The sequence below is a fragment of the Rhodospirillales bacterium genome (assembly GCA_014323865.1).
Classification (GTDB): domain Bacteria; phylum Pseudomonadota; class Alphaproteobacteria; order SP197; family SP197; genus SP197.
The window spans coordinates 12,208-37,294 of record JACONG010000012.1 but is presented as its reverse complement, the minus strand read 5'-3'; the positions used below and the strand labels follow the sequence as shown (position 1 = coordinate 37,294).

25 protein-coding genes and 2 pseudogenes are annotated in these 25,087 nt (G+C 63.2%); 15 read left to right on the top strand and 12 right to left on the bottom strand.

Going from position 1 to position 25,087, the window contains the following annotated elements:
• The first annotated feature begins 380 nt into the window (after positions 1-380).
• From GDA49_06465 to GDA49_06445, 5 genes are all read left to right on the top strand, one after another.
• Complete coding sequence (locus GDA49_06465) at positions 381-776, top strand: nuclear transport factor 2 family protein (GenBank protein MBC6440043.1); 396 nt, start codon at positions 381-383, stop codon at positions 774-776.
• A gap of 30 nt (positions 777-806) precedes the next feature.
• A complete protein-coding gene (locus GDA49_06460; GenBank protein MBC6440042.1) occupies positions 807-1,496 on the top strand; it encodes a sel1 repeat family protein in 690 nt (229 codons plus the stop codon).
• A gap of 588 nt (positions 1,497-2,084) precedes the next feature.
• Positions 2,085-2,603: a SocA family protein gene (locus GDA49_06455; protein ID MBC6440041.1), complete on the top strand. Its 519-nt coding sequence runs from the start codon at positions 2,085-2,087 to the stop codon at positions 2,601-2,603.
• Positions 2,604-2,628: 25 nt separating this feature from the next.
• A complete protein-coding gene (locus tag GDA49_06450; GenBank protein MBC6440040.1) occupies positions 2,629-3,018 on the top strand; it encodes a hypothetical protein in 390 nt (129 codons plus the stop codon).
• A gap of 135 nt (positions 3,019-3,153) precedes the next feature.
• The gene (locus tag GDA49_06445) at positions 3,154-3,708 is read left to right on the top strand and encodes a peptidylprolyl isomerase (protein MBC6440039.1); all 555 of its coding nucleotides are present in this window, start codon (positions 3,154-3,156) and stop codon (positions 3,706-3,708) included.
• Positions 3,709-3,738: 30 nt separating this feature from the next.
• Here GDA49_06445 and GDA49_06440 read toward each other — a convergent pair.
• The 5 genes and pseudogenes from GDA49_06440 to GDA49_06420 all read right to left on the bottom strand — a co-directional run bounded on the left by GDA49_06440 (position 3,739) and on the right by GDA49_06420 (position 7,691).
• A pseudogene (locus GDA49_06440) lies at positions 3,739-4,035 on the bottom strand (M81 family metallopeptidase).
• Positions 4,036-4,078: 43 nt separating this feature from the next.
• A complete protein-coding gene (locus GDA49_06435) occupies positions 4,079-4,723 on the bottom strand; it encodes a membrane integrity-associated transporter subunit PqiC (protein ID MBC6440038.1) in 645 nt (214 codons plus the stop codon).
• Positions 4,720-5,748, bottom strand: a complete 1,029-nt coding sequence (locus GDA49_06430) for an MCE family protein (protein MBC6440037.1) — start codon at positions 5,746-5,748, stop codon at positions 4,720-4,722. Before GDA49_06430 ends, GDA49_06435 begins: the two co-directional genes overlap by 4 nt.
• Before the next feature lie 4 nt (positions 5,749-5,752).
• A complete protein-coding gene (locus GDA49_06425; protein ID MBC6440036.1) occupies positions 5,753-6,556 on the bottom strand; it encodes an ABC transporter ATP-binding protein in 804 nt (267 codons plus the stop codon).
• A gap of 4 nt (positions 6,557-6,560) precedes the next feature.
• Positions 6,561-7,691, bottom strand: a complete 1,131-nt coding sequence (locus GDA49_06420) for an MlaE family lipid ABC transporter permease subunit (GenBank protein ID MBC6440035.1) — start codon at positions 7,689-7,691, stop codon at positions 6,561-6,563.
• 414 nt (positions 7,692-8,105) lie between these two features.
• Here GDA49_06420 and GDA49_06415 point away from each other — a divergent pair, with 414 nt between their 5' ends.
• The 5 genes from GDA49_06415 (at position 8,106) to GDA49_06395 (ending at position 11,923) form a co-directional block, all read left to right on the top strand.
• Positions 8,106-8,474, top strand: a complete 369-nt coding sequence (locus GDA49_06415) for a DUF1636 family protein (protein MBC6440034.1) — start codon at positions 8,106-8,108, stop codon at positions 8,472-8,474.
• A 477-nt stretch (positions 8,475-8,951) separates the two neighbouring features.
• Positions 8,952-9,425 carry a 4Fe-4S dicluster domain-containing protein gene (locus GDA49_06410; protein MBC6440033.1) on the top strand — a complete coding sequence of 158 codons (474 nt, stop codon included), beginning with the start codon at positions 8,952-8,954 and terminating at the stop codon, positions 9,423-9,425.
• Positions 9,426-9,440: 15 nt separating this feature from the next.
• Positions 9,441-11,288: an aldehyde ferredoxin oxidoreductase family protein gene (locus GDA49_06405; protein ID MBC6440032.1), complete on the top strand. Its 1,848-nt coding sequence runs from the start codon at positions 9,441-9,443 to the stop codon at positions 11,286-11,288.
• Between the two features lie 90 nt (positions 11,289-11,378).
• Positions 11,379-11,630, top strand: coding sequence for a MoaD/ThiS family protein (locus GDA49_06400; GenBank protein MBC6440031.1), 252 nt, complete (start codon positions 11,379-11,381; stop codon positions 11,628-11,630).
• The gene (locus tag GDA49_06395) at positions 11,627-11,923 is read left to right on the top strand and encodes a hypothetical protein (GenBank protein ID MBC6440030.1); all 297 of its coding nucleotides are present in this window, start codon (positions 11,627-11,629) and stop codon (positions 11,921-11,923) included. Before GDA49_06400 ends, GDA49_06395 begins: the two co-directional genes overlap by 4 nt.
• A gap of 153 nt (positions 11,924-12,076) precedes the next feature.
• Here GDA49_06395 and GDA49_06390 read toward each other — a convergent pair whose 3' ends face one another.
• On the bottom strand, positions 12,077-13,039 hold the full coding sequence (locus GDA49_06390; GenBank protein ID MBC6440029.1) for a succinylglutamate desuccinylase/aspartoacylase family protein: 963 nt from the start codon (positions 13,037-13,039) through the stop codon (positions 12,077-12,079).
• Positions 13,040-13,058: 19 nt separating this feature from the next.
• Positions 13,059-13,826 carry an NAD kinase gene (locus tag GDA49_06385; GenBank protein MBC6440028.1) on the bottom strand — a complete coding sequence of 256 codons (768 nt, stop codon included), beginning with the start codon at positions 13,824-13,826 and terminating at the stop codon, positions 13,059-13,061.
• Positions 13,827-14,049: 223 nt separating this feature from the next.
• Here GDA49_06385 and GDA49_06380 point away from each other — a divergent pair, with 223 nt between their 5' ends.
• Together GDA49_06380 and GDA49_06375 are read left to right on the top strand one after the other, a co-directional pair.
• A complete protein-coding gene (locus tag GDA49_06380) occupies positions 14,050-14,589 on the top strand; it encodes a molybdopterin-guanine dinucleotide biosynthesis protein A (GenBank protein MBC6440027.1) in 540 nt (179 codons plus the stop codon).
• 107 nt (positions 14,590-14,696) lie between these two features.
• Positions 14,697-14,975: pseudogene (locus GDA49_06375) on the top strand (hypothetical protein).
• Here the strand turns inward: GDA49_06375 and GDA49_06370 are convergent.
• On the bottom strand, positions 14,922-16,070 hold the full coding sequence (locus GDA49_06370; GenBank protein MBC6440026.1) for a hypothetical protein: 1,149 nt from the start codon (positions 16,068-16,070) through the stop codon (positions 14,922-14,924). The pseudogene GDA49_06375 and the gene GDA49_06370 sit on opposite strands and share 54 nt — an antisense overlap.
• Before the next feature lie 359 nt (positions 16,071-16,429).
• Entirely contained in the window at positions 16,430-17,689 is a 1,260-nt protein-coding gene (gene moaA, locus GDA49_06365) for a GTP 3',8-cyclase MoaA (GenBank protein ID MBC6440025.1), read from the bottom strand.
• A 10-nt stretch (positions 17,690-17,699) separates the two neighbouring features.
• Between moaA and fdhD the strand changes: the two genes are divergently transcribed.
• From fdhD to GDA49_06350, 3 genes are read left to right on the top strand one after another with little or no spacing between them, the layout of a single operon-like run.
• Positions 17,700-18,578 (top strand): formate dehydrogenase accessory sulfurtransferase FdhD, encoded by an 879-nt coding sequence (gene fdhD, locus GDA49_06360; GenBank protein MBC6440024.1) that lies wholly within the window; start codon positions 17,700-17,702, stop codon positions 18,576-18,578.
• A complete protein-coding gene (gene mobA, locus GDA49_06355; GenBank protein MBC6440023.1) occupies positions 18,565-19,197 on the top strand; it encodes a molybdenum cofactor guanylyltransferase MobA in 633 nt (210 codons plus the stop codon). Before fdhD ends, mobA begins: the two co-directional genes overlap by 14 nt.
• 59 nt (positions 19,198-19,256) lie before the next feature.
• Positions 19,257-19,451, top strand: coding sequence for a hypothetical protein (locus tag GDA49_06350; GenBank protein MBC6440022.1), 195 nt, complete (start codon positions 19,257-19,259; stop codon positions 19,449-19,451).
• Positions 19,452-19,792: 341 nt separating this feature from the next.
• On the opposite strand, the gene GDA49_06345 is transcribed toward GDA49_06350, so the two are convergent.
• Genes GDA49_06345 through GDA49_06335 form a run of 3 tightly spaced genes read right to left on the bottom strand, consistent with a single transcriptional unit; the run spans position 19,793 to position 25,063 of the window.
• Entirely contained in the window at positions 19,793-20,587 is a 795-nt protein-coding gene (locus GDA49_06345; GenBank protein MBC6440021.1) for a class I SAM-dependent methyltransferase, read from the bottom strand.
• Positions 20,588-20,594: 7 nt separating this feature from the next.
• A complete protein-coding gene (fdhF, locus tag GDA49_06340; protein MBC6440020.1) occupies positions 20,595-23,363 on the bottom strand; it encodes a formate dehydrogenase subunit alpha in 2,769 nt (922 codons plus the stop codon).
• On the bottom strand, positions 23,360-25,063 hold the full coding sequence (locus GDA49_06335) for an NAD(P)H-dependent oxidoreductase subunit E (protein MBC6440019.1): 1,704 nt from the start codon (positions 25,061-25,063) through the stop codon (positions 23,360-23,362). The genes fdhF and GDA49_06335 overlap by 4 nt, the downstream gene beginning before the upstream one ends.
• Positions 25,064-25,087: the final 24 nt, after the last annotated feature.

The following is a 25,087-nucleotide window of genomic DNA, read 5'->3' as shown; positions in this document are numbered from 1 at the left end:
GCGTCTCTTGCCTCACGCGGGCGGTTCCTGAGGACCCCGCCGCTCCCGGCCCGATCGCGTCATCCGCACCGGAACTGGCCGGCAGGCGAACATCGTTGTAAGGAGCGATTGCAGGACGTGCGGGGAGCGTGCCGTTGCGCCGTCGTCGTGTCATGCACGTTTCCACGAAGGCGGCAGGGTGTCGGATACGGTCGATGCCATTCATGGGATAACCGGGGGGATAACCGGGTTCGTCTGTCCGACGCACACCGGATCGGGAGCATCATGCATAACAACGCGGTTTTCGACGGTGGCAGCATCGGCGGCAGCATCGGGGTCGTCTGTACCAGGATTGTCCGGGCCGACGATCCGGCTGACCTGCACCTGTGGCCGGAGGCGGCATGACCGACGAGGAGGCCGTTCTGGAGGCCAATATGGACTTCTATGTCGCGTTTGCACGCGGCGACATGGAGGCGATGCAACGGGTCTGGTCGTCCACTGACGCCATCACGTGCATCCATCCCGGGTGGCAGGCTCTGGTCGGTCGCACGGCGGTCATGGAGAGCTGGAAAGCGATCCTTGCGAGCCCGCCGGGGGTGCGTTGTGTGGGTGCCCGTGCATTTGTGAGCGGGGCAACAGCCCATGTGATCTGTTATGAAGGCCTCGGCGACGGGATGCTGGTCGCGACCAACATTTTCCGCAAGGAAGGGGCTGGTTGGCGCGTGGCCCATCACCAGGCCGGGCCGAGCCGCACCGTCCAGGAGGCTTCGCCGCCACGCGATGTGTCCGTGCATTGAGTCCGGGCCGAATCCGGGGAGACGATGACCTTGAGACGCCTCGTTATGGCCGCTGTGGCCGTATTCCTTGCGGTGTCGCCTGCGCGCGCCGGAACCTACGGAGATGGCATGCTGGCGTTCAGCCAGCGTCAGTACGAGACCGCGGTGGCAATCTGGACGCCGCTCGCGGACTCAGGACATGCCGCCGCGATGTTCAATCTCGGCCGCATGTATGACGACGGCATCGGCGTCACCAGGGATCGCACCCTTGCGGTAACCTACTATGCCGCCGCCGCCGCGTGCGCGTTCGTGCCCGCGATGGTGCGCTACGGTCTGGTCCTGATCGCTGGCGTTCATGTCACCCGGGACGTTGCGACGGGCGTCGATCACATCGCCCGCGCTGCCGACACGGGCGATGCGGAAGCGCAATTCCAGCTCGGCAAGCTCTATCGCGACGGCGCGCACATGGAACGCGACGACAATCTCGCCGTCCGCTGGTACCGCGCTGCAGCCGAGCAGGGACACGTGCGCAGCCAGTATCGCATGGGCTTCATGTACAGCTCCGGCTACGGCGTTCCCCAGGACTTCGTGCAGGCCTATTATTACTATGGCCTCGCGGCGGAGCATATGCCGATCGGCGCATCGGCTCAGGAGCACCTGACGGAACACATGACGATCGACGAGATCGCCGCGGCCAAAGCACTGCTGAACGACACACCATCCGTCGCATCAAGCGAGTAGACCGCCGCGCCCGGGGTCTCTCGACAACGGCTCGATATGCGTCAACGACGTGCTCGACCGGCGTGTGCCGCGATACACGAGCAATCCCACAGTCCCCGCACTTTCATGACGGTTCAAGCGGTGAGACGCCAAGGCGTTGGCTCGCTGCGCTATCTGAACTCACGGTCATTTTCCCAGCGATGACGCGGCAGTGAAATTGATCCTGATCTATCTGGCGTTCAATGCGACCTCTCAAGAATGAAAAGGAGCCCGAGCAAACCGCCCGCCTGGGTCATTTGAGGCTGAACGCTTGCTGGTTCGCGGCGCGGGTCGTCGAGGTGCGGCTCAAGCGGGGTCTGACGCCCTGGAGGCGGCCATGATTGTCGTGCGCAACCCCGAATGGGGCAAGTGGGGTGGCCGGGTGGTGGCAGACGTGATCGTGGGCGGCCTATCCCTGCATGGGCGACAGCGACAGCGACAACGACGTCGTGGCCTGCGCGTGACCGGACGAACGTCGCGCGGCGCTTGACCTATTTGACCAGTGAACATTGACCAGTGAACGATGTTCCCCTTAAAATCGGGGACTACTACATAAGGGGAGATCCGAGTATGATGCCTTACGAGGCCGCTCATGTTGCGAACTTCTTCCTTGATCGAGCCGACCAGGAAGGTCGCGGCATTGACCCTATGAAACTTCAGAAGTTGGTCTACATCGGCTACGGCTGGGTGTTGGCCACGCTGGGTCGTCAGCTGTTCGACGAGCCGATCGAGGCGTGGCGGCACGGCCCTGTGATTCCGTCGCTGTTTCACGAGTTCAAGCGCTTCCGCAGTGCGCCGATCACGGTTCGTGCGGGCGTGATGAACTGGGAGAACGTGGAATACATTGAGCCGTCCATCCCGGACGACGACCAGGATGTGCGCAGCGTGCTCGGTATGGTGTGGGACATCTACAAGCGGTTTTCCGGTTGGGATCTGCGCAACAAGACGCATGAGGCCGACACCCCATGGAGTGAAACCTATGCCCCGGGTGTGCGCAGCAAGGCAATTGATCCTGATCGGATCAAGGAACACTTCGCGCGCAAGATCGACGGGTATCTGGACGCTATGGCGTCGCCCGTTGCTACCTGATCGACACTGACCTCAGGAGCCGGAGTTGACCGCCGAGCCAACATCCCACGATGAAGCCGAGCGCAAAGACCGGTTGCTCGACCAGGACCACGATACGCTCGCCGAAACGATCCGTAAGAAGGACCGTGAAGCTAAGAAGGATGAGGTTAAGGGTAAGGACCTGGACGGTGATCTCAGCGTCCGCGATGCCCTTCGACGGGTCAAGCGGTGCTTGATCGTCACTGCTGGTGGCGGTGCCGTCTTGTTGACGGTCTCTCTGTTCGGCGCATTGCTCAGCTTGCTCTGGTACTACATCAGTGATGTACTCGAGCAACCTGAAGGTCCCAAAGAGGTGTTGGACGATATCTTGAAGTTCATCTTAACTGTCGGACTGACGCTGGCCGCCGAGCGCCTGCTGAGGCGTCGCCGCAAGTAGGCCGGAATCGTTCAAAAGCGGGACCTGACCAGAGATGATCATGCCCTGACGTTGGAGATGAGGAGGTCCCGCGCGCTGGCCGCTGCCGGACAAGACACCCTGAAGCCCTGCCAACCGGAGTTCCCCGGAGTTCTCATGACAAGACGGTCCCTGTTTCTCGGCACCCTCGCTGCCGTCATGTTGTCGCTGGTTGCCGGATCGTCCGCGGAGGACCGCGAAAACATGCTCTATCTGGACCTTGAAAGCGGTCGCGTCGTGATCGCACTGCGCCCCGATCTGGCTCCCAGACACGTCGAACAGATCAAGACCCTCGCCCGCGAGGGCTTCTACGACGGTATCGTCTTCCATCGTGTGATCGATGGTTTCATGGCGCAGACCGGCGATCCCACAGGCACCGGGCGCGGCAGTTCGCATCTGCCCGATATCGAGGCCGAGTTCTCGCTGGAACCCCACGTTCGTGGTGCCGTATCGATGGCGCGCGCCCGGAATCCCGACAGCGCCAACAGCCAGTTCTTCATCGTGCTCGCCGATTCGAACTTCCTCGACGGCCAGTACACGGTCTGGGGCAAGGTCGTGGAAGGCATGGAGTTCGTCGACCGGATCAGGAAAGGCGACCCCAACGACAACGGTGCGGTGACCAATCCCGATGCAATCGTCAGCATGCGCGTCGCCGCCGACGTCGAGGAGTAAGGCGGTTTCGGACGGCGAGGGCGTCGTCCTGGCCCTGGCGACGGTCTCGGCGAGCGGTTCGGAGTGGAAGATCCACGCGGTCTTCTCCGACCAGGACTCCGTCAGGATGCGCCCGGATGCGGCTTTGGCCTCCGCGCGGTTGGCGTCCGCCACGGTGACCACCGAGAGTCCGGCATTCCCGATGTCGGCGAGCGGGAAACCGCCGAAGACGCTGGCGCCGAGGCCCGTGCCCTTGAAAAGGCGCATGACATCGGTCCCCGTAACCGGGTTGAAACGCTCCAGCGGTGTCGGCACGGGCGAGAAGGTGTTCGTCTCGTGCTCCATCATGGCAACGACGGCACGCCGGGTCATGGCGACTCTCCGACAGGCGTCAGACGTAAACGTCGCCCACAGTCAGGGTCCAGCGCACAAGGTTCCTGAGAACCTTGCCGAGTGCATCGTCGAAGGCCTTGATGATCGCATCCATCGAGTCGGAGATCGCCTGTGTCGATGCCTCGAAGCTGGCGTTATCGACGATCGTGCGGTCAGGCATCTTGATCAGCTTGACGTTGATGCGGACGTGGGCGACCGGCAGGCTCGTTTCGAAGTACTCCGCCTGGAACTCACGCACCTCCGGCAACAGGACGAAGTTGCTGCGCAGACCGGCCGACTGGCGGCCGACCGAGGAAATCATGTTCGAATTCTCGAAGCTTTCGACGATCAGGCCCTGGATCATGTCCGGCGCCCGGTCGATCCAGTTGGCACCGGCGTAGTAGTCGAGCTGGATCGGCGAATACATCAGCGCGATGCGCTGGGTCTTGATCGCGGCCTCGGCATAGGGCGCGTCGACCACGAGCTGCCAGCTCACCGGCGTGAGATCGTCGCCGAAGGTGCTCTTCGGCGTCAGGCGGTAGAGTTTCGGCGGCGGCTCCGGCGTGGGCAGCAGTTCCTGGCAACCGCTCAACGCGGTCGCCGCGGCCAGGCCGGCGCCCGCCTGAAGGAAGAGTCGACGTTGCATGGTGCGCCCGTGCGTCATTGTGCCTGATATCCCGATTGTGCCCCGCCGAAGAGGAACGAGGCCGGATCGCGCTCCAGCTGGATCGCGACCTGTGTCAGCGAGGCGACCAGCGAGCGGGTGTCGGTGATCAGCGCAGTGAGTTCAAGGAGACCGGTCGAAGCGAACTGATTGATCGACGCCTGATTGTTCTCGAGGATGTTCTCCGCGGTCTCCGACGTGCTGCGGATCGACGCTGCGGTGGCGCGGAGATCGACCAGTGTGGCCTGGATCTCGGGCTCGGCGTTCACCAGGACGTTGTCGGCATGTCCCAGCGTCGTGCGCAGGCTGGCGAGCGTCTCGCTGGCGTCCTTCATCAGCGTATCGATATCGGCGCTGAGCACGGCGCTGACCTTCTCGATGTTCTCGCTGGTGCCGCGCACGCTTTCCAGCGTCGCCTGGGCATCAAGCATCAGTGAGCTGATCGCCTCCCTGTTCCGGGCGACCTGGCCGGTGATCTGGCTGACGTCCGACAGGATATCGGTGACATAGGCGCGGTTTTGGTCGCTCAGAAGCTCCGATCCGCGGTCCATCAGCCTGATGGTGGCGTTGATCATGTCCGGGGCCGATTCGAACAAGGCGGACAACCCGGATGCCTCGGTCCTGATTGTCGGAACGCTCTGGCCGGGCTCGGGGCCAAGCGACGGCGCATCGTTGCTGCCGCCGCTCAGCTGGACATAGGCGACGCCGGTGATGCCCTGCATCTCGACGGATGCCGTCGTGTCGGTCCGGACCGGCGTCGTGGCCTCGACCTCGATGGTGATGCGGATCTTGTCGATGTCGTTCGGTGCGATGCGGATATCCGTGACGTGGCCGACCGGAATGCCGCGGTAGCGCACGGTGGCATCGGAGCTGAGGCCGGTCACCGATCCCGAGACGAACATCTGATAGGTGTCGAACCTCACGTCGCTGGAGAACTTCGCGAGCCACATGATGAAGCCCGCACCTCCAAGCATGAGGATCAGAACGAAGGTGCCGACAAGTGTATAGCTGGCGCGTGTTTCCATGATCTCAATTGCCGAATGCGGCGCGCGCACGCGGTCCGCGGAAGTATTCCTGTATCCAGGCCTGATCGCACCCAAGAAGCTCGGGAATGGTGCCGACCACGATCTTTTTCCCGATCAGGACGGCAACACGGTCGCAGATGGCAATCAGCGAGTCCAGATCATGGGTCACCATGACCACGGTCAGGCCCAGGCTCTGCCGAAGACTGCGAATCAGCTGGTCGAAGTTCGCCGCACCGATGGGATCGAGGCCGGCGGTCGGTTCGTCCAGGAAAACGATGGCGGGGTCGAGCGCCAGAGCGCGAGCGAGACCGGCGCGCTTGCGCATACCGCCCGAGAGCTGGCCGGGGTACTTGTCGCCCGCCTCGACCGGGAGCCCGACCATCGTGACCTTCACCTTGACCAGCTCCTCCATGAGCCGGTCATCAAGGTCGGTGTACTCCCTGAGCGGGATCATGATGTTCTCGGCCACGGTCAGCGAGCTGAAGAGTGCGCCGTTCTGGAACAGCACGCCCCAGTGGGAGCGGAGTTCCCTGGCCTGCCTGTGGTTGAGCTTGCGACTGTCGCGCCCAAGCACCTCGATCGTGCCGCCCTGTGGTTCCCGGAGCCCGATGATGGTCCTGAGCAGAACCGACTTGCCGGTGCCCGATCCGCCCACGACGCCGATCACCTCGCCGCGTCGGACATCGAGATCGAGGCCGTCGTGCACGGTTTGCGTGCCGAACCGGTTGATCACGCCGCGCAGCCGGATGACCGCATCGTGTTCGATTTCGCCTTCAGGTCCGGGTTCGATGCGTGCGGGTTCGGCCATGGGGTCAGATCCCGATGAAGGAGAAGATGACCGAGGCCATGGCGTCGATCACGATGACGAGGAAGATGGATTGTACCACCGCGCGCGTGGTCATCTTGCCCACGCTTTCGGCGCTGCCGCCGACCTTCAGGCCGTTGTAGCAGCCGACCATGGCGATCGCGAAAGCGAACAACGGCGCCTTGATGATGCCGACCCAGAAGGCCCATATCGGCACCGCGCCGTTGAGCTGTGTCAGGAACTGCGCGATCGAGAGATCCAGTGCCACGATCGACATCAGCGCCCCACCGGTGAGCCCCGCGATGTTGGCGAAGAAGCCCAGCAGAGGCATCACCAGAACCAGAGCGATGACACGCGGCACGACCAGAAGCTCCAGCGGATTGATACCGAGCGCGCGCATGGCATCGACCTCTTCGTTCACCTTCATCGTGCCGATCTGAGCGGCGAAGGCGCTGCCCGAACGGCCGGCGATGATGATGGCGGTCATGAGGATGCCGGTCTCACGAAGAAATGAAATGCCCAGCAGGTTGACGGTGAAGATCTCGGTGCCGAACCGGCGCAGCTGATCGGCCCCCTGGAAGGTCAGGACAACGCCCACCAGAAACGTCAGAAGTCCCACGATCGGCAGAGAGTTGATGCCGACCTGTTCCATGTGGCTGATGATCGAAACGACCTTGAGACGTCGCGGCTGCATGAGGACGCGAATCATGGTCAGGATCAGCTCGCCGAAGAACGACATCATGTCGCGGACTTCGAGCCAGGTCTGACAGGCGTGATAGCCGGTCCGGTCGGCCAGGCGCTGGAAGGGGCGGAAGCGCCGCATCGGCATCGGCGGGTGCTCGTTGCACACTCCGATATGGTGGAAGAGGCCCTCGTGGCTGTCGCCCAGATGAGCGAAGCTGGCGTCGCAGCCTTCGCTGCGCAGGCGTTCCCGCAGGCGGAACAGGACCCAGGCGCCGGCGGTGTCGAGCAAATCGACGGCACCGAGATCGATATTCACCGGTTTCCGGCGATCCGGCTGCAGGGCCCGCACGTCACTGTCGAGGCCACTGACGGTCGCCAGTGTCCACGATCCCCTCACGACGATCACCGAAGCGCCGTCGCCCGCCTTCAGTTCAATGCTGGTCGCGTCTGCCATCTCAACGTTCAGAACCCGGCGCCTCCCCATTCTGCCCCGACCATAAAACGATGACGGCCTCCAAGGCGAGTGCGGTGATCACGGAAGTTTCACGTTTCGAACCGCTCGCGATAATGGCCGCTGACGATCCCGCTGGGGCACGCGCGCGAGGTGGCAGGCGGATCCAGCCAGACGTCGTCGAACCGCAAGGCATCGGACGCCTGCGCCATGACTCGGCAATTCTCCAGCGTGCTTTTGTGCCATGGCTCTCCCTCTTCCGCGGGAAGGCTTGAACGAAAGCCGACGTCCTGCGGGTCCTTTCGCAACGCTTGCAGTGGCGCAGCGGTTTGTGCAGCATCGTGCGCCAGGTTTTCGGAGCGAGCGGTGTTGGATCGAGGCAAAAGGCGCGGACGCGGCGCATCGGCGACGCTGCGCGTGTGTGTCACATGCCGCTGGAAGGCGCTCTGCGCCATGGAGAGCGAGGCGATCCGGCCGGGTCAGCGGCTCTTCAATCTCGTCATGGAAGAGGCGACACCCCAACAGAAGAAGAGCGTGCAGGAGATCGTCTGCCTGACCCATTGCATGAACGCGTGCAACGCTGTGGCCATGCAGCGCGGCAAGACCCCGCTTCTGATGACCCGGATGGCGCCCGATCGCGAGACCGCGCGCGCCTTGCTCGCGATGCTCGGCCATTTCGAGGAGTCCGGGACCGGCATTGTCGACGACGACAAGGTACCCGAGGCGATTCCGCTGGCGCGGCCTCTGGTGCCCCCCGCCGCATCGCGCACGAGGAATCGGGCATGAGTGCGGTTGGCCCCCGGGTCGTCGGTTCGGCGCAAGGAGGGTCGGCGCTTCCTTACCAATCGCGGGCGTTACATCGGCGACCTTGTCGTTGTGCGTTCGGATCACCCGCATGGGATCATCAGGTCGGTTGACCTCGAAGAGGTGTGTGCGATGCCCGGGGGGTGTTGCGGTGCACAACACTCTCCCGTGCGCCGACGATCTGCCGTCATTTTGCGATGCGCACGTACGAGACGCGCTGCACCACCAATCCGCTGGGTGTGAAGGGGGCGACGAGGCCGTTTCTGGTGCCCGTGGTGTCGAACACCTCGACATGCCGGTCACCCCGGAGGTGCTCTGGCGGACCAGCCGAGACTACATCCAAGTTATTGATATTGCGAAGCATTTGCAACAAAGGCGACAATTAACATCTACCAATCCGGAAACGTTCTTCCTATGATGGCAGCAACCGCCAGCAGCGGCGGAACAGGGAGGGTATTCATGCACAAGTCGCTCTTGATCGACCCGAACAAATGTACGGGTTGCCTGCAGTGCGAGCTGGCCTGCTCGCTCGACAACGAGGGGACGTTCAATCCCTCGAAGTCGCGAATCAAGGTCTTCAATTTCGAGGGCAAGGGACGCTTCGTCCCCTATACCTGCACCCAGTGTGCCGAAGCCTGGTGTGCGGAGGCATGCCCGACCCATGCGATCTCGGTCGACAAGGCGACGGGCGCCAAGGTCGTGAGCGATTCGCTCTGTGTGGGCTGCAAGGTCTGCACGATTGCCTGCCCCTTCGGCACGATCAACTACAACGCCGACACCGGTAAGGTCATCAAGTGCGACCTCTGTGGTGGCGATCCCGAGTGCGCAACGGCGTGCCCGACGGATGCCATCACCTATGTCGATGCGAACTGGACCGGTCTCGAAAAGATGCGTGCCTCGGCGGCCACCGCCGATGCCGCCGCGCAAGCCTGAGGGAGGAACTGAACGATGGCATGGGCTGGAAAGATACTGCGGGTGAACCTCACCGACGGCACCTGCACCTCTGAACCCCTGAACATGGAATGGGCGCAGGCCTACCTCGGCCAGCGCGGTCTGGCGACGAAGTACCTGGCCGAAGAGATCGACCCCAGGGTCGACCCGCTCTCGCCCGACAACAAGCTGATCATGACCACCGGTCCGCTGACTGGAACATGCGCCTCGACGGCCGGCCGCTATTCGGTCGTGACCAAGGGCGCGCTGACCGGCGCGATCGCCTGTTCGAACTCGGGCGGCTTCTTCGGCAACGAGATGAAGAACGCCGGATGGGACATGATCATCTTCGAGGGCAGGTCCCCGAACCCGGTCTACCTGATGGTCAACAACGGTGACGCCGAGCTCTGTGATGCCTCGGCCCACTGGGGCACCTCGGTGTGGGACACCGAAGAGGCGATCAGGGAGAACCACGGCGATCCGATCATCCGTGTGGCCTCGATCGGCATCTCGGGCGAAAAGGGTGTCAAGTACGCCTGCATCGTTAACGACATGCACCGCGCCGCCGGCCGTTCGGGCGTCGGCACCGTCATGGGTTCCAAGAACCTCAAGGCGGTTGCGATCCGCGGTACGCTGGGCGTGGGCGTCAAGGATCCCAAGCGGTTCATCGCGGCGACCAATGCCGCCAAGCAGGTGCTGGCCGACAACGCCGTGACCGGCCAGGGCCTGCCTGCCATGGGTACCCAGGTGCTGATGAACGTGATCAATGAGGTCGGTGCGCTGCCCACCCGCAATCATCGCGACATCCAGTTCGAAGGCGCCAACAACATCGGTGCCGAGGCCATGGCCGATGTGCGTGAGAGCGACGGCAAGCCGAATCTGGTGACCAACGCAGCCTGTTTTGGCTGCACGATCGCCTGCGGCCGTGTCTCCGAGATCGACCGCACGCATTTCTCGGTCGCCGAACGGCCGGAGTACCAGATCATCTCGGGCGGTCTCGAGTACGAGGCGGCCTGGGCCCTGGGTGCGGCCACGGGCGTCGACGATCTCGAAGCGCTGACCTTCGCCAACTTCATCTGCAACGAGCAGGGCATGGACCCGATCTCGTTCGGTGCCACGGTCGGTGCGGCGATGGAGATGTTCGAGGATGGCAACATCACGACCGGGCAGACCGGCGGTATCGAACTCAAGTTCGGCAACGCCGAAGCGCTCTGTGCGGTCGCCGAGCTCACCGGCAAGGCCGAGGGCTTCGGTGCCGAGATCGGTCTCGGCTCGAAGCTTCTGTGCGAGAAGTACGGTCGTCCGGAGCTGTCGATGGCGGTCAAGGGCCAGGAGTTCCCGGCCTACGACGGTCGCGGCATTCAGGGCATGGGCCTGACCTATGCCACCTCGAACCGCGGCGCCTGCCATCTCCGCAGCTACACCGTGGCCTCGGAGATTCTCGGCATCCCTGAGAAGACCGACCCCTTGGTGTCTGACGGCAAGGCCGGTCTTGTCCGCGCCTTCCAGGACGCCACGGCGGCCGTCGACAGCTCGGGCATGTGCGTCTTCACGACCTTTGCCTGGACGCTGGAGGATTTCGCTCCGCAGATCGACGCGGCCTGTGAGGGTGAGTGGACGGCCGAGCGTCTGGCGCAAGTCGGCGAGCGCATCTGGAACCTGGAGCGTCGGTTCAATCTGGCCGCCGGGTTCACGGGCAAGGACGACACGCTGCCCGAGCGCCTGCTGAAGGACGCGGCCAGGACCGGTCCGGCCGAAGGCAAGACCAGCGGCCTCGATACCATGCTGCCGGAGTACTATGAGATCCGCGGCTGGACGCCCGATGGCGTGCCCAGCAACGAGACGCTCTCGCGCCTCGGGGTCTAGTCTCCGCCACATCCGTTACCATCCGGAGCGGGGCGGTCGCACAAGCGGCCGCCCCGTTCCTTGTCTCACCGAGGCGATCACGAATTCGCGATGCAGGTCACACTGAAACTCTTTGCCTCCCTGGCCCCCTACATGCCCCCCGGTGCGGTCGAGAACGCCGTCCGGATCGAGGTCGATGAGGACACCACGATCAACCAGGTGTTCGATCGCTACCAGGTGCCACACAAGATGGCCCATCTGGTCCTGATCAACGGCATCTATGTCGCGCCGGGCGAACGTGCGACTCGCGCGCTGGTCGAGGGCGACGCTCTGGCTGCCTGGCCTCCGGTTGCCGGCGGATGAGTGGCGACGCTGTCGCGATCGTCAAGGACATGGCGATCACCGTGAAGGACTTCTTCCGTCTTCTGCCCCGCGCACTCGATGGTGAGGACTACACGGTCGACGGTCACCGCGTGGACGTTAACGGCGATGGACGCCATGTCGTCATCACCATCACGCCGTCCGAACCCCGCCGCATCGCGCTCGTCGTCATCGAACGCTGCGAGGTGTCACTGACCTTTACCGGACACACCGAGGAAAGCCGCGACGCCTTCCTCTTCCTCTTCGACCGCGCCTATCGACGCGGAGGGGGTTAGAACCTCAAGCACTGTCGTCTCGGCCGACCAACGGGAGAGTCGGGACCCATGCCGGAGCTTTGCGGCCGGTCTGTTATGGGTTGAAACGCTCCGGCATGGGTCCCGGATCTGCGGCCTTCCGGGCCTTGTCAGGGATGACGATGTTGAGACTGCCTAGACCAGCCGACCGAGCCTGACCGCCGTCTTGCCCTTCACCGGTTCGCGGGCGGGCATGACCATGATGCAGTCGGGGTGGGGCGTGCGGCGTTCGACTCCGTCGTCGGTGCCGATCAGCGTGCCTTCCTCGGGCACAATCTCGAAAGCCTCGAAGACACGATCGAAGACAAAGTTGTCGGTCTCGATCGTGACCGGTCCCGAGACCTCGACGAAGAGCTGGGCCTCGTCATCCGATGTATCGCCCAGGTGTTTGGTGATGAAGGCCGGGTCGATGGCGTCGTAATGGCGCAGGAAGCGCAGCGAGGTGTCGATCGCGATGTCGGCGGCCTCCCGACAGAAGTGATAACCGCACTCGACCAGCACGCTCTGGTGCGGCTCGGCGGGATCGTCGAACCGGGCATAGTCGCGCAGACGTTTCCCGGCGACGTGGCCGGAATCAATGATGACGTGCCTCGGCTTGCCCATACTTTCGGCCAGCGCTCGGCATTTCGCTGTGACACCCGACATCAGCATGGTCGGTTGCGGCAGCTCGACCGAATGAATGTCGAGCAGATGGTCGACCTGATCGACGGCCGGGCGCAGCGCGCGGGCCCGGCGCAGCTCGATGCTGTCGCGGTCGCCGTCCAGCGTTTCCTCGTTCCACAGCCGGTTGAAGTCCTCGTCGACGAAGCGGGAAGCGTAGGGGTCGTCGGCATCAAAGGACTCATAGGCATCGACGTTGGCGAAACTGAACGTCAGCTTGCCCTTCGTCGGACGGACCTCGTGATCGAACAGGAACTTCAGCGCATGGGCCCCGCAGACCTCGTTGCCGTGGGTCAGCGCGTTGATCATCAGGTGCGGCCCGGCGACGCCGCTGTCGAATGTCGTGACGTAATCGATTCCAGTGTTGCCGGCCTTGTAGGGCGTGATGGCGATCGGCAGAAGGTCAACGCCATAAGGCGCGGCGGGGTTGGAGGCCATTGTCCTCGTTCCTCTGTTTTCAGGTCTCGAACTGTTCCATCAGGATGCGGTCCTCGAGATCGTGTTCGGGATCGAACAGCAGGCGCACGGCGCAGTTTTCATCGGTGGCGACCGAGACCTGCACCACATCGCGCACCTCGGTGGAATCCGCGACGGCACTGACCGGACGCTTGCCGTGATCGCGCACCTCGAAGCTCACTTCAGTCTGCTCGGGCAGGATCGCACCACGCCAGCGGCGGGGGCGGAAGGCGCTGATCGGCGTCAGGGCGAGAGTACGCGAGCCTATCGGCAGGATCGGTCCGTGCGCCGAGAGGTTGTAGGCGGTGCTGCCGGCCGCGGTGGAAACCATCACGCCATCGCACATCAGCTCCTTCATCCGCACCACGCCATCGATGGTGATCCGGATCCTGGCGGTCTGGCGGGTTTCGCGGAACAACGCGACCTCGTTAATGGCGACGGCCTCGGTGATCGCGCCGTCGATATCGGTCGTCACCATGCGCAGCGGATTGAGAACCGTTGTTTCCGCCGCCCTGATGCGTTCGACCAGGCTGTCTTCCTCGTAGGCATTCATGAGGAACCCGACCGAGCCGCGGTTCATGCCGTAGACTGCGATGTTCCTGCCGAAACACTGATGCAGTGTCTCGAGCATGAAGCCATCGCCGCCCAATGCGACGATCACATCGGCCCGATGCGCCTCGCGCGCGCCGTAACGCTCCTCCAGCCGCTTCCTGGCGCGGCGGGCCTTCGGCGCAATACTGGAGACAAATGCGATCTTCGGCTTGGTCAACGGGTTCTCCTGATCCCAGGGAGTCGCACTATAAAGGGGAACGGGGGAAGGTGAGTAGGGCTATGGCTTTGCCCGATCTGAGACTTCCAATGGCGGCTGCGTCATGTCCGCGATAAAGTTGAGCCCGGTGCCCACACGGGATTTTGATCTTCTTCTGTCTCCCGCAAGTGGCAAGGCGCTGGGCCCTGCGGCATGCTCCGCAGGTGCAAGGAGGAGATGAACGGTGCGATACCTGACGACATTTTCTGTGGTTGCGGTGCTGGCCCTGTTCATTGCCGGGTTCATTGCTGCGGTCCCGGCTGCCGCCCAGGACGTCGACGACGATTCTCTCGATGGCACGGTGGACGAGACAAGCGACCGACATGCTGGTTACTACTATCCGGAACCGCAGACCCAGGAGGTCTATGTCGCGCGCGCGCAGACCCTGCATGACAGCGATCGCACGCGCCGTCTGGCCTTCGTCACGGCGCTGACGCAGCAGCAGCTTGTCGCGCCCTATCCTCCGGGGCTGGCGATCTTCGCCAAGGGTGACGAGGCCGATAAGCTGATCATGGTGGCCCTGCGTGACGATCTCTTCGACAGTGTCTACCGGATGCGCGGTGTTCTGGCGGTCATGACCGCGTCGGCGCGGACCTCCGATCTCTTCCGCAGCTACAACGTTCAGGACATCTTCACCTTCTTCGATCTCCTCAAGCTGCTCGGGTTCAGGAAGCTCACGCTGACCGACGGCAAGGACCTCGCCCACGTTGTCTATCTGAAGTAGTGCCGACTGAAGTAGCGCCGATGCCGCGTTTCGCCGCCAACCTCTCCACCATGTTCGGCGAACTGCCGTTCCTGGAGCGCTTCGCGGCGGCCAGGGCCGCGGGTTTCGACGCCGTCGAGGTGCAGGAAGCTGCGACCACCAAACGCCTCGATCAGCTCGACCGCCGCATGACCCGGATGGAACGCGATGTCGGCATCGCCGTCGAGACGCTTGCGGTCTTTGTCCGCTTCTGGCTGACGACCAACCCGCCACTGCCGGAACCGGCACAGGCGGCAGCCCGTGCCAAGGCCGGCGAGCGCTATGATGCCTTTGTGACCGCCCTCGGCCGGCGTTTAGCCAAGGGGCCGAAGCTTGATTTTTCCCGAAGAAATCGAAAAACGTCGTAACTTGATCGACAGAGTCGTCAGAGATTTCTCTAGATCATCCGCTATCGACCCCTTCGGCAGAACCAGGGTTCGCTTGACGCCAGGACCAGCTTCGGCGGAGTGACTGAAGAGTTGCCCGATAGCGGTATAGATCGACTGCCTATCAGTGCTTGTCTTGACCTCGTAGATTTCCGTCATGGATTGCCCCTTACGCACATAGAGGTCAATGAGTCCGTTGTTGCAGACCTCTTCACCGTCAGCGCGGTCGGCGTTGCGTTCTTCATACAGCCGTTGGACCACATCGCCATGGTAGGAAATGTAGTCGATTTCGGAGCGCCTGCGCCCGCGCCGCCGGCCAGAACCTTCGCTTTTGAAACTCTCCTCCCATTCCGCGATCGCCTCTTGCATGTCCGGGGCATCCAGATCGCCACGCTCCACGGCATCCTTGAAGCCTTTGACAAGTTGAACGAATCGCCAGATCCGACCAGCCAGATCATCGGAGTTGACTGGCCCTATGATTATACCCGCCCGGTCGTCACCATTCTCGCAACCGACGTCTTCGAGCGTGGTTTTCGACCAGGCAAGAAAGGCGCTTTTCCCGACACCGGGCTTGCCGCCGCCGATTCCGCCATCGTGCATGAGATAGACTTTATCGGTCGCCGGGTCCCGGGCAAAGAATCCCGCGACATGGGCGGAGTTGGATGTGGTCGGAATATTGATCTCAACGGTGATGTCCTGCGCGCGTTTCTCCGGTTCGAAGACGCCAAAGACATTCCAGCGACGGGGAATGCGTTCATCAACCAGATTGCCGAAAGCCGCCCACCACGTGCCTTGGCCATCCGCATAGACGCGTGCAGGCGTATTTCCACCTCGGTAGCCAATGTTCTGCATCCCTTTATCATGTGTCAGATGCTTTTTAACAGAAGCTTCCAACTTCTTTTGCGCGTCTATCTTGTCGCCAGCATTTTCGACCATCAACAGCATGGCATGACTTTCCCCTATGGTGGCGAACTTCTTATATCCGATAACTTCGATCTTGTCAACATCAATTTCCGCATATGTGGTGCAAACAGGCAGCGGGCCACCGTTCGACCTCTGGCAGCCCACAGCCTTCATCCTCAGGATCATCAAGACCTCTGGACCCAGAAAAAGGCGGTACAGGTTCCGTGCAAGGCCGTTGCACCGGGTGTGCGACGCCTGCGAAACTCTCGACCCCATGGCCGGTCTCTGCCACCTCCGCGTCGATCAGATGGAACGCGAGGAGTGCCTCAGCCGCTTCCGGCTCGCTGGCCAGAAGGCCGGTAATCCGTTGAGCGGGATGCGGCTGCCGGGGGAACCGGGCACGCAAAGGCGTCTCATCCAGAACCGTCATGCCCTGGCTTGACCGGAGCTTCCATCCTGATGCTGCAGATGTCCGCGCCGACGGACGATGGATTGCCCGGTCAAGTCGGGCGATGACGGAGGAAAGTGAGGCTTCAGCCCCCCGTCACGCTCATATGCCGTGAGACGCTTGGCTTGTTTGTGCGGCGGTCGATGACGAAGTCGTGGCCCCTGGGTTTGCGGCCGATGGCTTCGTGGATCGCGGTTTCGAGCAGCTCGTCGCCTTCCGACGCGCGCAGCGGGGTCTTGAGGTCGGCGGCATCGTCCTGGCCGAGGCACATGTAGAGCGTGCCGGTGCAGGTCAGGCGCACGCGGTTGCAGGATTCGCAGAAGTTGTGAGTCATCGGCGTGATGAAGCCCAGCCGCCCGCCGGTCTCCTTGACGCTCATGTAGCGCGCCGGCCCGCCGGTCCTGTAGGGGATGTCCTCCAGGGTCCAGCGCTCCTTCAGGTCGGCGCGGACCATGGAGAGCGGCAGGTACTGGTCGGTGCGGTCGCCGTCGATGTCGCCCATCGGCATGGTTTCGATGAAGGTCAGATCGTAGCCCTGGTCGCCGCACCACCGGATCATGTGGTCGAACTCGTTCTGGTTGACGCCCTTCATGGCGACGGCATTGAGCTTGATCCGGAGCCCGGCCTTCTTCGCGGCGGCAATACCGTCCATCACCTGGTCGTGGCGGCCCCAGCGGGTGATGGCCTTGAAGCGGTCGGGATTGAGCGTGTCGAGCGAAACGTTGATCCGGCGCACGCCGCAGTCATGGAGCGCGTCGGCGAAGCGTGCGAGCTGGCTGGCGTTGGTGGTAAGTGTCAGCTCGTCGAGCCCGCCGCCGTCGAGGTGACGGCCGAGTTGGCGGAAAAGCTCCATGATGCCCTTGCGCACGAGCGGCTCGCCGCCGGTGATCCGGATCCTGCGCGTGCCAAGCCGCACGAAGGCGCTGCCCAGGCGATCGAGCTCCTCCAGCGTCAGCAGGTCCTTCTTCGGCAGGAAAGTCATGTCCTCGGACATGCAGTAGACGCAACGAAAATCGCAGCGGTCGGTGACCGAGATGCGGATGTAGTCGATCGTGCGGCCAAAGGGATCGACGAGCTGTGTCATGGCAACCTTTGCAGGTTTGGAAAGCGATGAATTGAATATAGGAAGCCCTGCGCCAGCCGTCCATGGTGCCCCGCCCGCTCCCGACGGTCGCGTCCGGACTGGCGACGAGTGCCGACCTCTCCAGCCAGTCCGGAGGGCGCGTCCGCGAGGGTTGTCGTCCGAAATCTCGAACCTGCCGTGCCGGAGGGCGCACTGGCGGTTGACGCGCTGGTGGTGTCGGGGGAGACGCCGTGCCTTGGCGCAGGCCGCCTGCGTCACCATACTTGTGAGCATGACTGCGTATCTGGTGAAGCCCGATCCGGGCAATGAGCGTCTGACAAGGCGGGTTTCGGGCATCGATCACGAGGGATTGGCGGTCGAGACCTCTGTGACCATGGAACGGCCGCTGACCCTGTTCCTGAACGGCCAGGAAATCGTCACGATGATGACGATCGGTGACCATCCGGATTGCCTTGCCGTCGGCTACCTCCTGAACCAGGGCATGCTGCAGCCTGACGACAGCATCACCGGCATCGACGTCGACGATGAGATCGACACTGTGGTCGTGCGCACCAGACGGCAGACCGACTACGAAGACAAGCTCAGGAAGAAGACGCTGACGTCAGGCTGCGCCCAGGGCACCGTGTTCGGCGATCTGATGGACGAGATCGAGTCCGTTCGCCTCGATCTCGATGCCGAAGTCCGCACGTCGTGGCTTTATGCGCTCTCAAGGCAGATCAACACAACGCCCAGCCTCTATCTCGAAGCCGGAGCCATCCACGGCTGCGTGTTGTGCGAGACCGACCGGCCGCTGATCTACATGGAGGATGTCGGCCGACACAACGCGGTCGACAAGATCGCCGGCTACATGGCGCTCAACGGCATCCCTCCCGACGGCAAGATCTTCTATACGACCGGCCGGCTGACCAGTGAGATGGTCATCAAAACCGCCAGGATGGGTGTCCCCGTGCTGGTGTCGCGCTCAGGGTTCACCGCCTGGGGCGTGGATCTGGCGCGTCAGCTCGGCATGACCCTGATCGGCCGCATGAAGGGAAAGCGTTTCCTGGCGTTGGCAGGAGAGCATCGGGTGCGCTACGACGCCGACCTCTCCTGTGTCGGGGATGAAGAACGGTGCCATCAACGCAAGGGGGCTCGTGATGACGCAAGCTGATGACGTGGCGGCCAATGTCGTCGGTGTCGTGCTGGCCGGTGGGCTGGCGCGCCGCATGGGCGGTAGCGACAAGGGTCTGCTGGAACTCGCCGGCCGGCCGATCCTCGATCATGTGATCGATCGGTTGCGGCCGCAGGTGCGCATGATCGCGCTCAACGCCAATGGCGATCGCGCGCGTTTTGCGCGCTGGCCGTTCCCGGTGGCTCCAGATGTGCTGCCCGGCAATCCCGGGCCGCTGGTCGGTGTCCTGACCGGTCTCGACTGGGCCTTTGCCAATCTGCCGGGGATTTCCTGGGTCGTCACCGTGCCGACCGACGCGCCGTTCTTGCCCGCCGATCTGGTCGCGCGCATGGTCGCGGCGGTCGATGAAGGGGGGGCCGAGATGGCCTGCGCCACGTCGAACGGACGACGGCATCCGGTGGTCGGGCTGTGGCCAATCGCTCTGCGCAACGAGCTGCGCCACGCCCTGATCGACGAGGGTGTGCGCAAGGTCGATGTCTGGACGAGCCGCTACAAGGTGGCCGATGTCGCCTTCGCCGGTGATCCCGTCGATCCCTTCTTCAATGCCAACGACCAAAACGATCTTGCCAGGGCGCGAGGGCTCGCCTCGGGGGGCTGAAAAACACGTTGTCCTGATTCCTGCTGCTTCCGGTCGACGCCCGACCTCGTGGTGCTGGCTTGGCGCTGGTCGAAGCGATAGTCCTGATGCTGGTGCCGTCGTTCGTGACCAATGTCTGGCAGGCCTTGGCGGGTGGTCATCCCGTCGCGATCCTGCGGCGCTTCCGGTTGTTCCTGTTGCCCATGGCGTTCGCGATCCGGCTGGCCTCGGGCCTGCTGGCGGCAGCCGATGCACGCCTGGAACGGTATCAATGAAGACGTTGCGGAAGATAGTAGTGAGGCCGAATGGCATAGCTGCACAGGGAATGACATCTCTCAGTGTTACTAAAAAAGATAACAATAAAACAGTGCATCTGCTGCAACTTCTGATGTGATGGCGTAAACAAGGTTGTTGATATAAACAAAGTCAAGAAAGTCTTCCGACTTTACTATTTAAGTGATCATGTCAATAATTTCCCATGTACCTATGCGAATAGGGGGCAAAGAAAACAGAAGAATGCTTACTCGGAACAGTTTTCCAAGGGTAAGTATTGGAAGTTCTTCTTTCCAGGTTTCACCGCGAGAACGATATTGGAGGTATAGGCGTGGCTGGTCAATCAGCCGAATCGCGCCAGGGTCGTGACGGTCTCGTAGGGCACGCGAAGGATGCCGTTGTCGTCCGCGAACGGCGCCATGGCGTGCTCCAGCTCGGCGAGCAACCTGGTCTCCGGCATGGTTCGCAACGCGGCCTTGTAGTGGGACGTCGATCGGATGTAGCCGATGAACTCGGGCAACGTGCGATCCCAGTCCCAGACATGCCGGTGCTGCTCGACGTCTCTGGTCTCGGGATGATCCCGAAGCTCGCCGTAAGTGTCGTAGTCGCGATAGCCGCGCCAGTAGCCCGGCGAGACACGTTCAAGCAGCGCTTCGTGCGCCTGGGCGATCGCCGACCCCTTGATGCGGTTGTTGTAGAACACGGCCAGCGTGTCGCCGGGATGCAGCACACGACGGCACTCCTGATAGAAGATCGCGCGGTCGAACCAGTGCATGGCCTGGCCGACCGCGATGAGGTCGATACTGTCGTCAGCGAACGAGAGCGACTCGGCGCGGGCCGCCATCCAACGGATGCCGAATGCGACATCGGTCTTGCGCGCTGATTCGATCAGCATGTCCTGGCCCGGTTCCGCCCCGATTATCTCGGATCCCGGAAACACCGCACGCAACGACCGCGTCAGAATGCCGGTCCCGCTCGCCAGATCGACCAGCCGGTCGACCGTTCCCGCATAACGACGGGCATACTCCAGCGACGCCACGGCATAGTGTGGCCGATACCGATCGTAGTCGTCGGTCAGACCGTCAAAGATCTCCTTCGGATCGGCCCAGCGATCGGTCCAGATGTGTTTGGCGGTCAACGGCGGACTACTCCGCGGCCTCCGGCAGTGCTGCCTTGTCGACGCGGACGGCGCAGAACTTGAACTCCGGGATCTTGCCGTAGGGATCAAGTGCGGCGTTGGTCAGCATGTTGGCGGCTGCCTCGACGAAGCAGAACGGCACGAAGACCATGCCGGGCTGAATGCCGGCGTCGATCCGCGCCCTGGCCTCGATCGTGCCGCGCCGGGTCGAGATCCGGATCTGCTCGCCCGGTGCGAGGCCGAGCTTCTCCATGTCGGACGGTGCCATCGTGGCGATGGCTTCGGGCTCCAGGCTATCGAGCAGCGTGGCGCGGCGTGTCATCGCACCTGTGTGCCAGTGCTCCAGCATTCGGCCCGTGGTCAGCACCATGGGGAAGTCCTCGTCCGGCGTTTCGTCGGGCGAAATGACCGTTGCCGGCACCATCTTTCCGCGTTTGCTGGGCGTGGGGAACTCCTCGGAGAAGACGATCGGCTGGCCGGGATCGTCCTCGCTCAGGCAGGGGTAGATCACCACGTCCTCGCGGGTCACGCGGTCCCAGGTGATGCCGGTGATCGACTGCATCGACTGGCGCATTTCCTCGTAGACCTCGGAGACGTCCGTGAAGCCCCAGTCGAGGCCCATCCGGTTAGCGATATCGCAGATGATCTCCCAGTCCTGTCGCGCCTCGCCCGGGGCGTCGACCGCCTTGCGGCCGCGCTGCACCTGGCGGTTCGAGTTGGTCACCGTGCCGTCCTTCTCCGGCCACGCCGTGGCGGGGAGCACGACGTCGGCATGCATCGCGGTCTCGGTCAGGAAGAGGTCCTGCACGACCAGATGATCGAGCTTGGCGAGCGCCTCGCGCGCATGGTGGACGTTGGGGTCCGACATCGCCGGGTTCTCGCCCATGATATACATGCCGAAGAGCTTGTCGTCGTGGATCGCGTTGACGATCTCGACCACGGTCAGGCCCGGGTTGTCATCGAGTTCCGTCTTCCAGAAGTCCTCGAAACGCGCCTTGTTATCGGGGCTCGCGACGGGCTTGTAGTCCGGATAGACCATCGGGATCAGGCCCGCGTCCGAGGCTCCCTGCACGTTGTTCTGGCCGCGCAGCGGGTGGAGGCCCGTGCCTTCACGGCCGGTGTGGCCGGTCATCAGGGCAAGGGCGATCAGGCAGCGGGCGTTGTCGGTTCCGTGGATGTGCTGGCTGACGCCCATGCCCCAGAACACCATGGCGCGTTCGGCCTTGGCGTAGGTCCGGGCGACATCGCGCAGCGTTTGCGCCGGGATGCCGCAGACCGGCTCCATGGCTTCGGGCGTGTAGTCCTTGAGATGCTCCCTGAGCTCGTCGAAGCCCTCGGTCATCGCCTGGACATACTGCACATCATGGAGCTCTTCCTCGACGATGACGTGCATGATGGCATTCAGCATCGAGACGTCGCCGCCGGGCTTGAACTGCAGCATGTGCGTGGCGTGCTTGTGCAGGGCCTGGCCGCGCGGGTCCATCACAATCAGCTTGGCGCCGCGTTTTGCGGCGTTCTTGAAAAAGGTCGCCGCGACCGGGTGGTTCTCGGTGGGATTGGCGCCGATCACGATGAAGCAGTCTGAGTTGAGCGCCTCGGTGAAGGGTGCGGTCACGGCACCCGAGCCGATCGTCTCCATCAGCGCCGCCACAGAGCTTGCGTGGCACAGGCGCGTGCAGTGATCGACGTTGTTGGTGCGGAACCCGGTGCGGACGAGCTTCTGGACGAGATAGGCCTCCTCGTTGGAGCCCTTGGCCGAGCCGAAGCCGGCCAGGGCATCGCCGCCGTGTTCGTCACGGATCGTGTTGAGGCCTGCTGCGGCCTTCTCCAGCGCCTCTTCCCAGGTCGCTTCGCGGAAATGGGTGAAGGGATTGGAGGGATCGACCCACTCGTCGGCACCCTTGGGCGCGTCCTCAAGGCGGATCAGCGGCTTGGTCAGGCGCTGCGGGTTGTTGATGTAGTCGAAGCCGAAACGGCCCTTGACGCAGAGCCGGCCGTGGTTCGCAGGGCCTTCCTTGCCCTTGACCGCGACGATGCGGTTGTCCTCGACCTGATAGGTCAACTGGCAGCCGACGCCGCAATAGGGGCAGACGCTGTCGATCTTCTTGGACGGTGGGGGCTTGCCGATCCCGTTCTCGTCGACCAGCGACTTCTCCATCAGAGCGCCGGTGGGACACGATTGCACGCACTCACCGCAGGCAACGCAGGTCGACTCGCCCATGGGATCGTCGAAATCGAAGACAATCTTGGCGCGATGACCGCGATAGGCCATGCCGATGACGTCGTTGACCTGGATCTCACGGCAGGCGCGGACGCAGCGGTTGCAGTGGATACAGGCGTCCAGGTTGATCGCCATGGCGGGATGGCTAAGGTCAGCTTGGGGTGCGCCGCGGCGCGGGAAGCGTGAGAGGTCGATCCCCATCGACTCCGCCCAACCCCAGAGCTCCGAGGTCGTCGTGTGCGCTTCCTCAATGACCGGCTGATCGGCGACCAGGAGTTCCAGAACCATGTTGCGCGCCTTCTCGGCGCGCTCGGTATCGGTCTTCACGACCATGCTCGTCATCGGCTCGCGGATGCATGAGGCGGCCAGGGTTCGCTCGCCCTCGATTTCCACCATGCAGATGCGACAGTTGCCGTCGGCCCGGTAGTCCTGCATCTCGGTGTAGCAGAGGTGCGGGATCCTGATGCCGTTGCGTTTGGCAACCTGCAAGATGGTTTCGCCCGCTTCGGCGGTAACCTCATTGCCGTCGAGCGAGAAGGTGATCTGTTCGCTCAAGATATGTCCTCCGGAAAGTACTTCAGCACAGTCAGGATGGGGTTGGGGGCGGCCTGGCCGAGACCGCAGATCGAGGCGTCGATCATGGTCTCGCTCAGCTCGTTGAGAATCTGGCTGTCCCAGGCGCCGTTCGACATCAGCTTCACGGCCTTCTCACAGCCCACGCGGCACGGCGTGCACTGCCCGCAGCTCTCGTCCTCGAAGAACTTCAGCAGGTTCAACGCCGCATCCTTCATGCTGTCCTTGTCGGACAGCACGACGACCGCGGCCGAACCGATGAAGCCGCCGTGCGGTTGGATGGTGTCGAAGTCGAGCGGAACGTCGCCCAGCGAGGCGGGCAGGATACCGCCCGAGGCCCCGCCGGGCAGGTAGCCCTTGAACTCGTGGCCATCGGCCATGCCGCCGCAGTATTCATCGATCAGCTCGCGGATCGTGATGCCTGCGGGCGCGAGCTTCACGCCCTGCTCCTTGACGCGGCCCGAGACAGAGAAGCTGCGGAGACCCGTGCGCCCGTTGCGGCCGTTGCCGGTGAACCACTCTGCACCCTTTGTGAGGATCTCGGGCACCCAGTAGAGCGTCTCGACGTTATGGACCAGTGTGGGCTGACCGAAGATGCCGACCTTGGCAACAAACGGCGGACGGTGACGCGGCAGGCCGCGCTTGCCCTCGATCGATTCGATCATCGCCGACTCTTCGCCGCAGATGTAGGCACCCGCGCCACGACGGAGATGAATCTTTGTTGCGCTATCGAGGCTGGCCTCGCGCACCTTCCGGAGTTCGGTTTCGAGCGCCGTGCGGACGCCCGGATACTCGTCGCGCAGGTAGATGTAGACGTCGGTCGCCTCGACCACCCAGGCGGCGATCAGCATGCCCTCGACGAACTGATGCGGTTTGCGCTCCAGGTAGAAGCGGTCCTTGAAGGTCCCGACCTCGCCCTCGTCGCCGTTCACCGCCATCAGACGCGGCGTGGTCTCCATGCGGACGAACTTCCACTTGCGGCCCGCCGGGAAGCCCGCACCACCGAGGCCGCGCAGATTCGAGGCCTCCATGGTCTCGATCAGCGCCTCGGGTGTATGCTTGCCGCCGAGGACGTCCTTCAGCAGCGCATAGCCGCCGTCAGCGACGTAAGCGTCGTAGTCCTGGTAGTCCGGCACGCGAGTCTCGATGTCGCCCGCTTCGATCGCGCCGGTGACGTTCTCGACCGTAGCGTTGTCGATGTCGTTGAGGCCGGCCTTCACAGCCGGTGCGCATTCGCAGCGGCCCATGCAGGGCACGCGGACGATGCGTGCATCCGGGCCGAGCTTGCCCTCGAGGGCGGCGATCAGGTCCCCGCTGCCCGCCATGGCGCAACTGAGGCTCTCGCAGACCCGCACCGTGATAGGGGCAGGGGGCGTCTCGCCTTCCTTCACCACGTCGAAGTGGTGGTAGAAGGTCGCCACCTCGAAGGCCTCGGCCATCGGAATCCGCATGATCTCGGCCAGCGCCTGCAGGTGACGCGCCGAAATGTGGTGATAGCGGTCCTGAATCAGGTGCAGGTGTTCGATCAGGAGATCGCGGCGACGCGGCCGGTCTCCCAAGAGTTCGGCGACCTCGCGAAGGGCGGCGGGATCAACCTGGCGGCCCTTGGCGGTGGGCCTCATCTTGCGCTTTCCGGCACCGGGATGCCGAATCTTCGCGACTTCGCCTGTCGGGGTCGTCATCGACTTCCTCGCACAACATCGGAA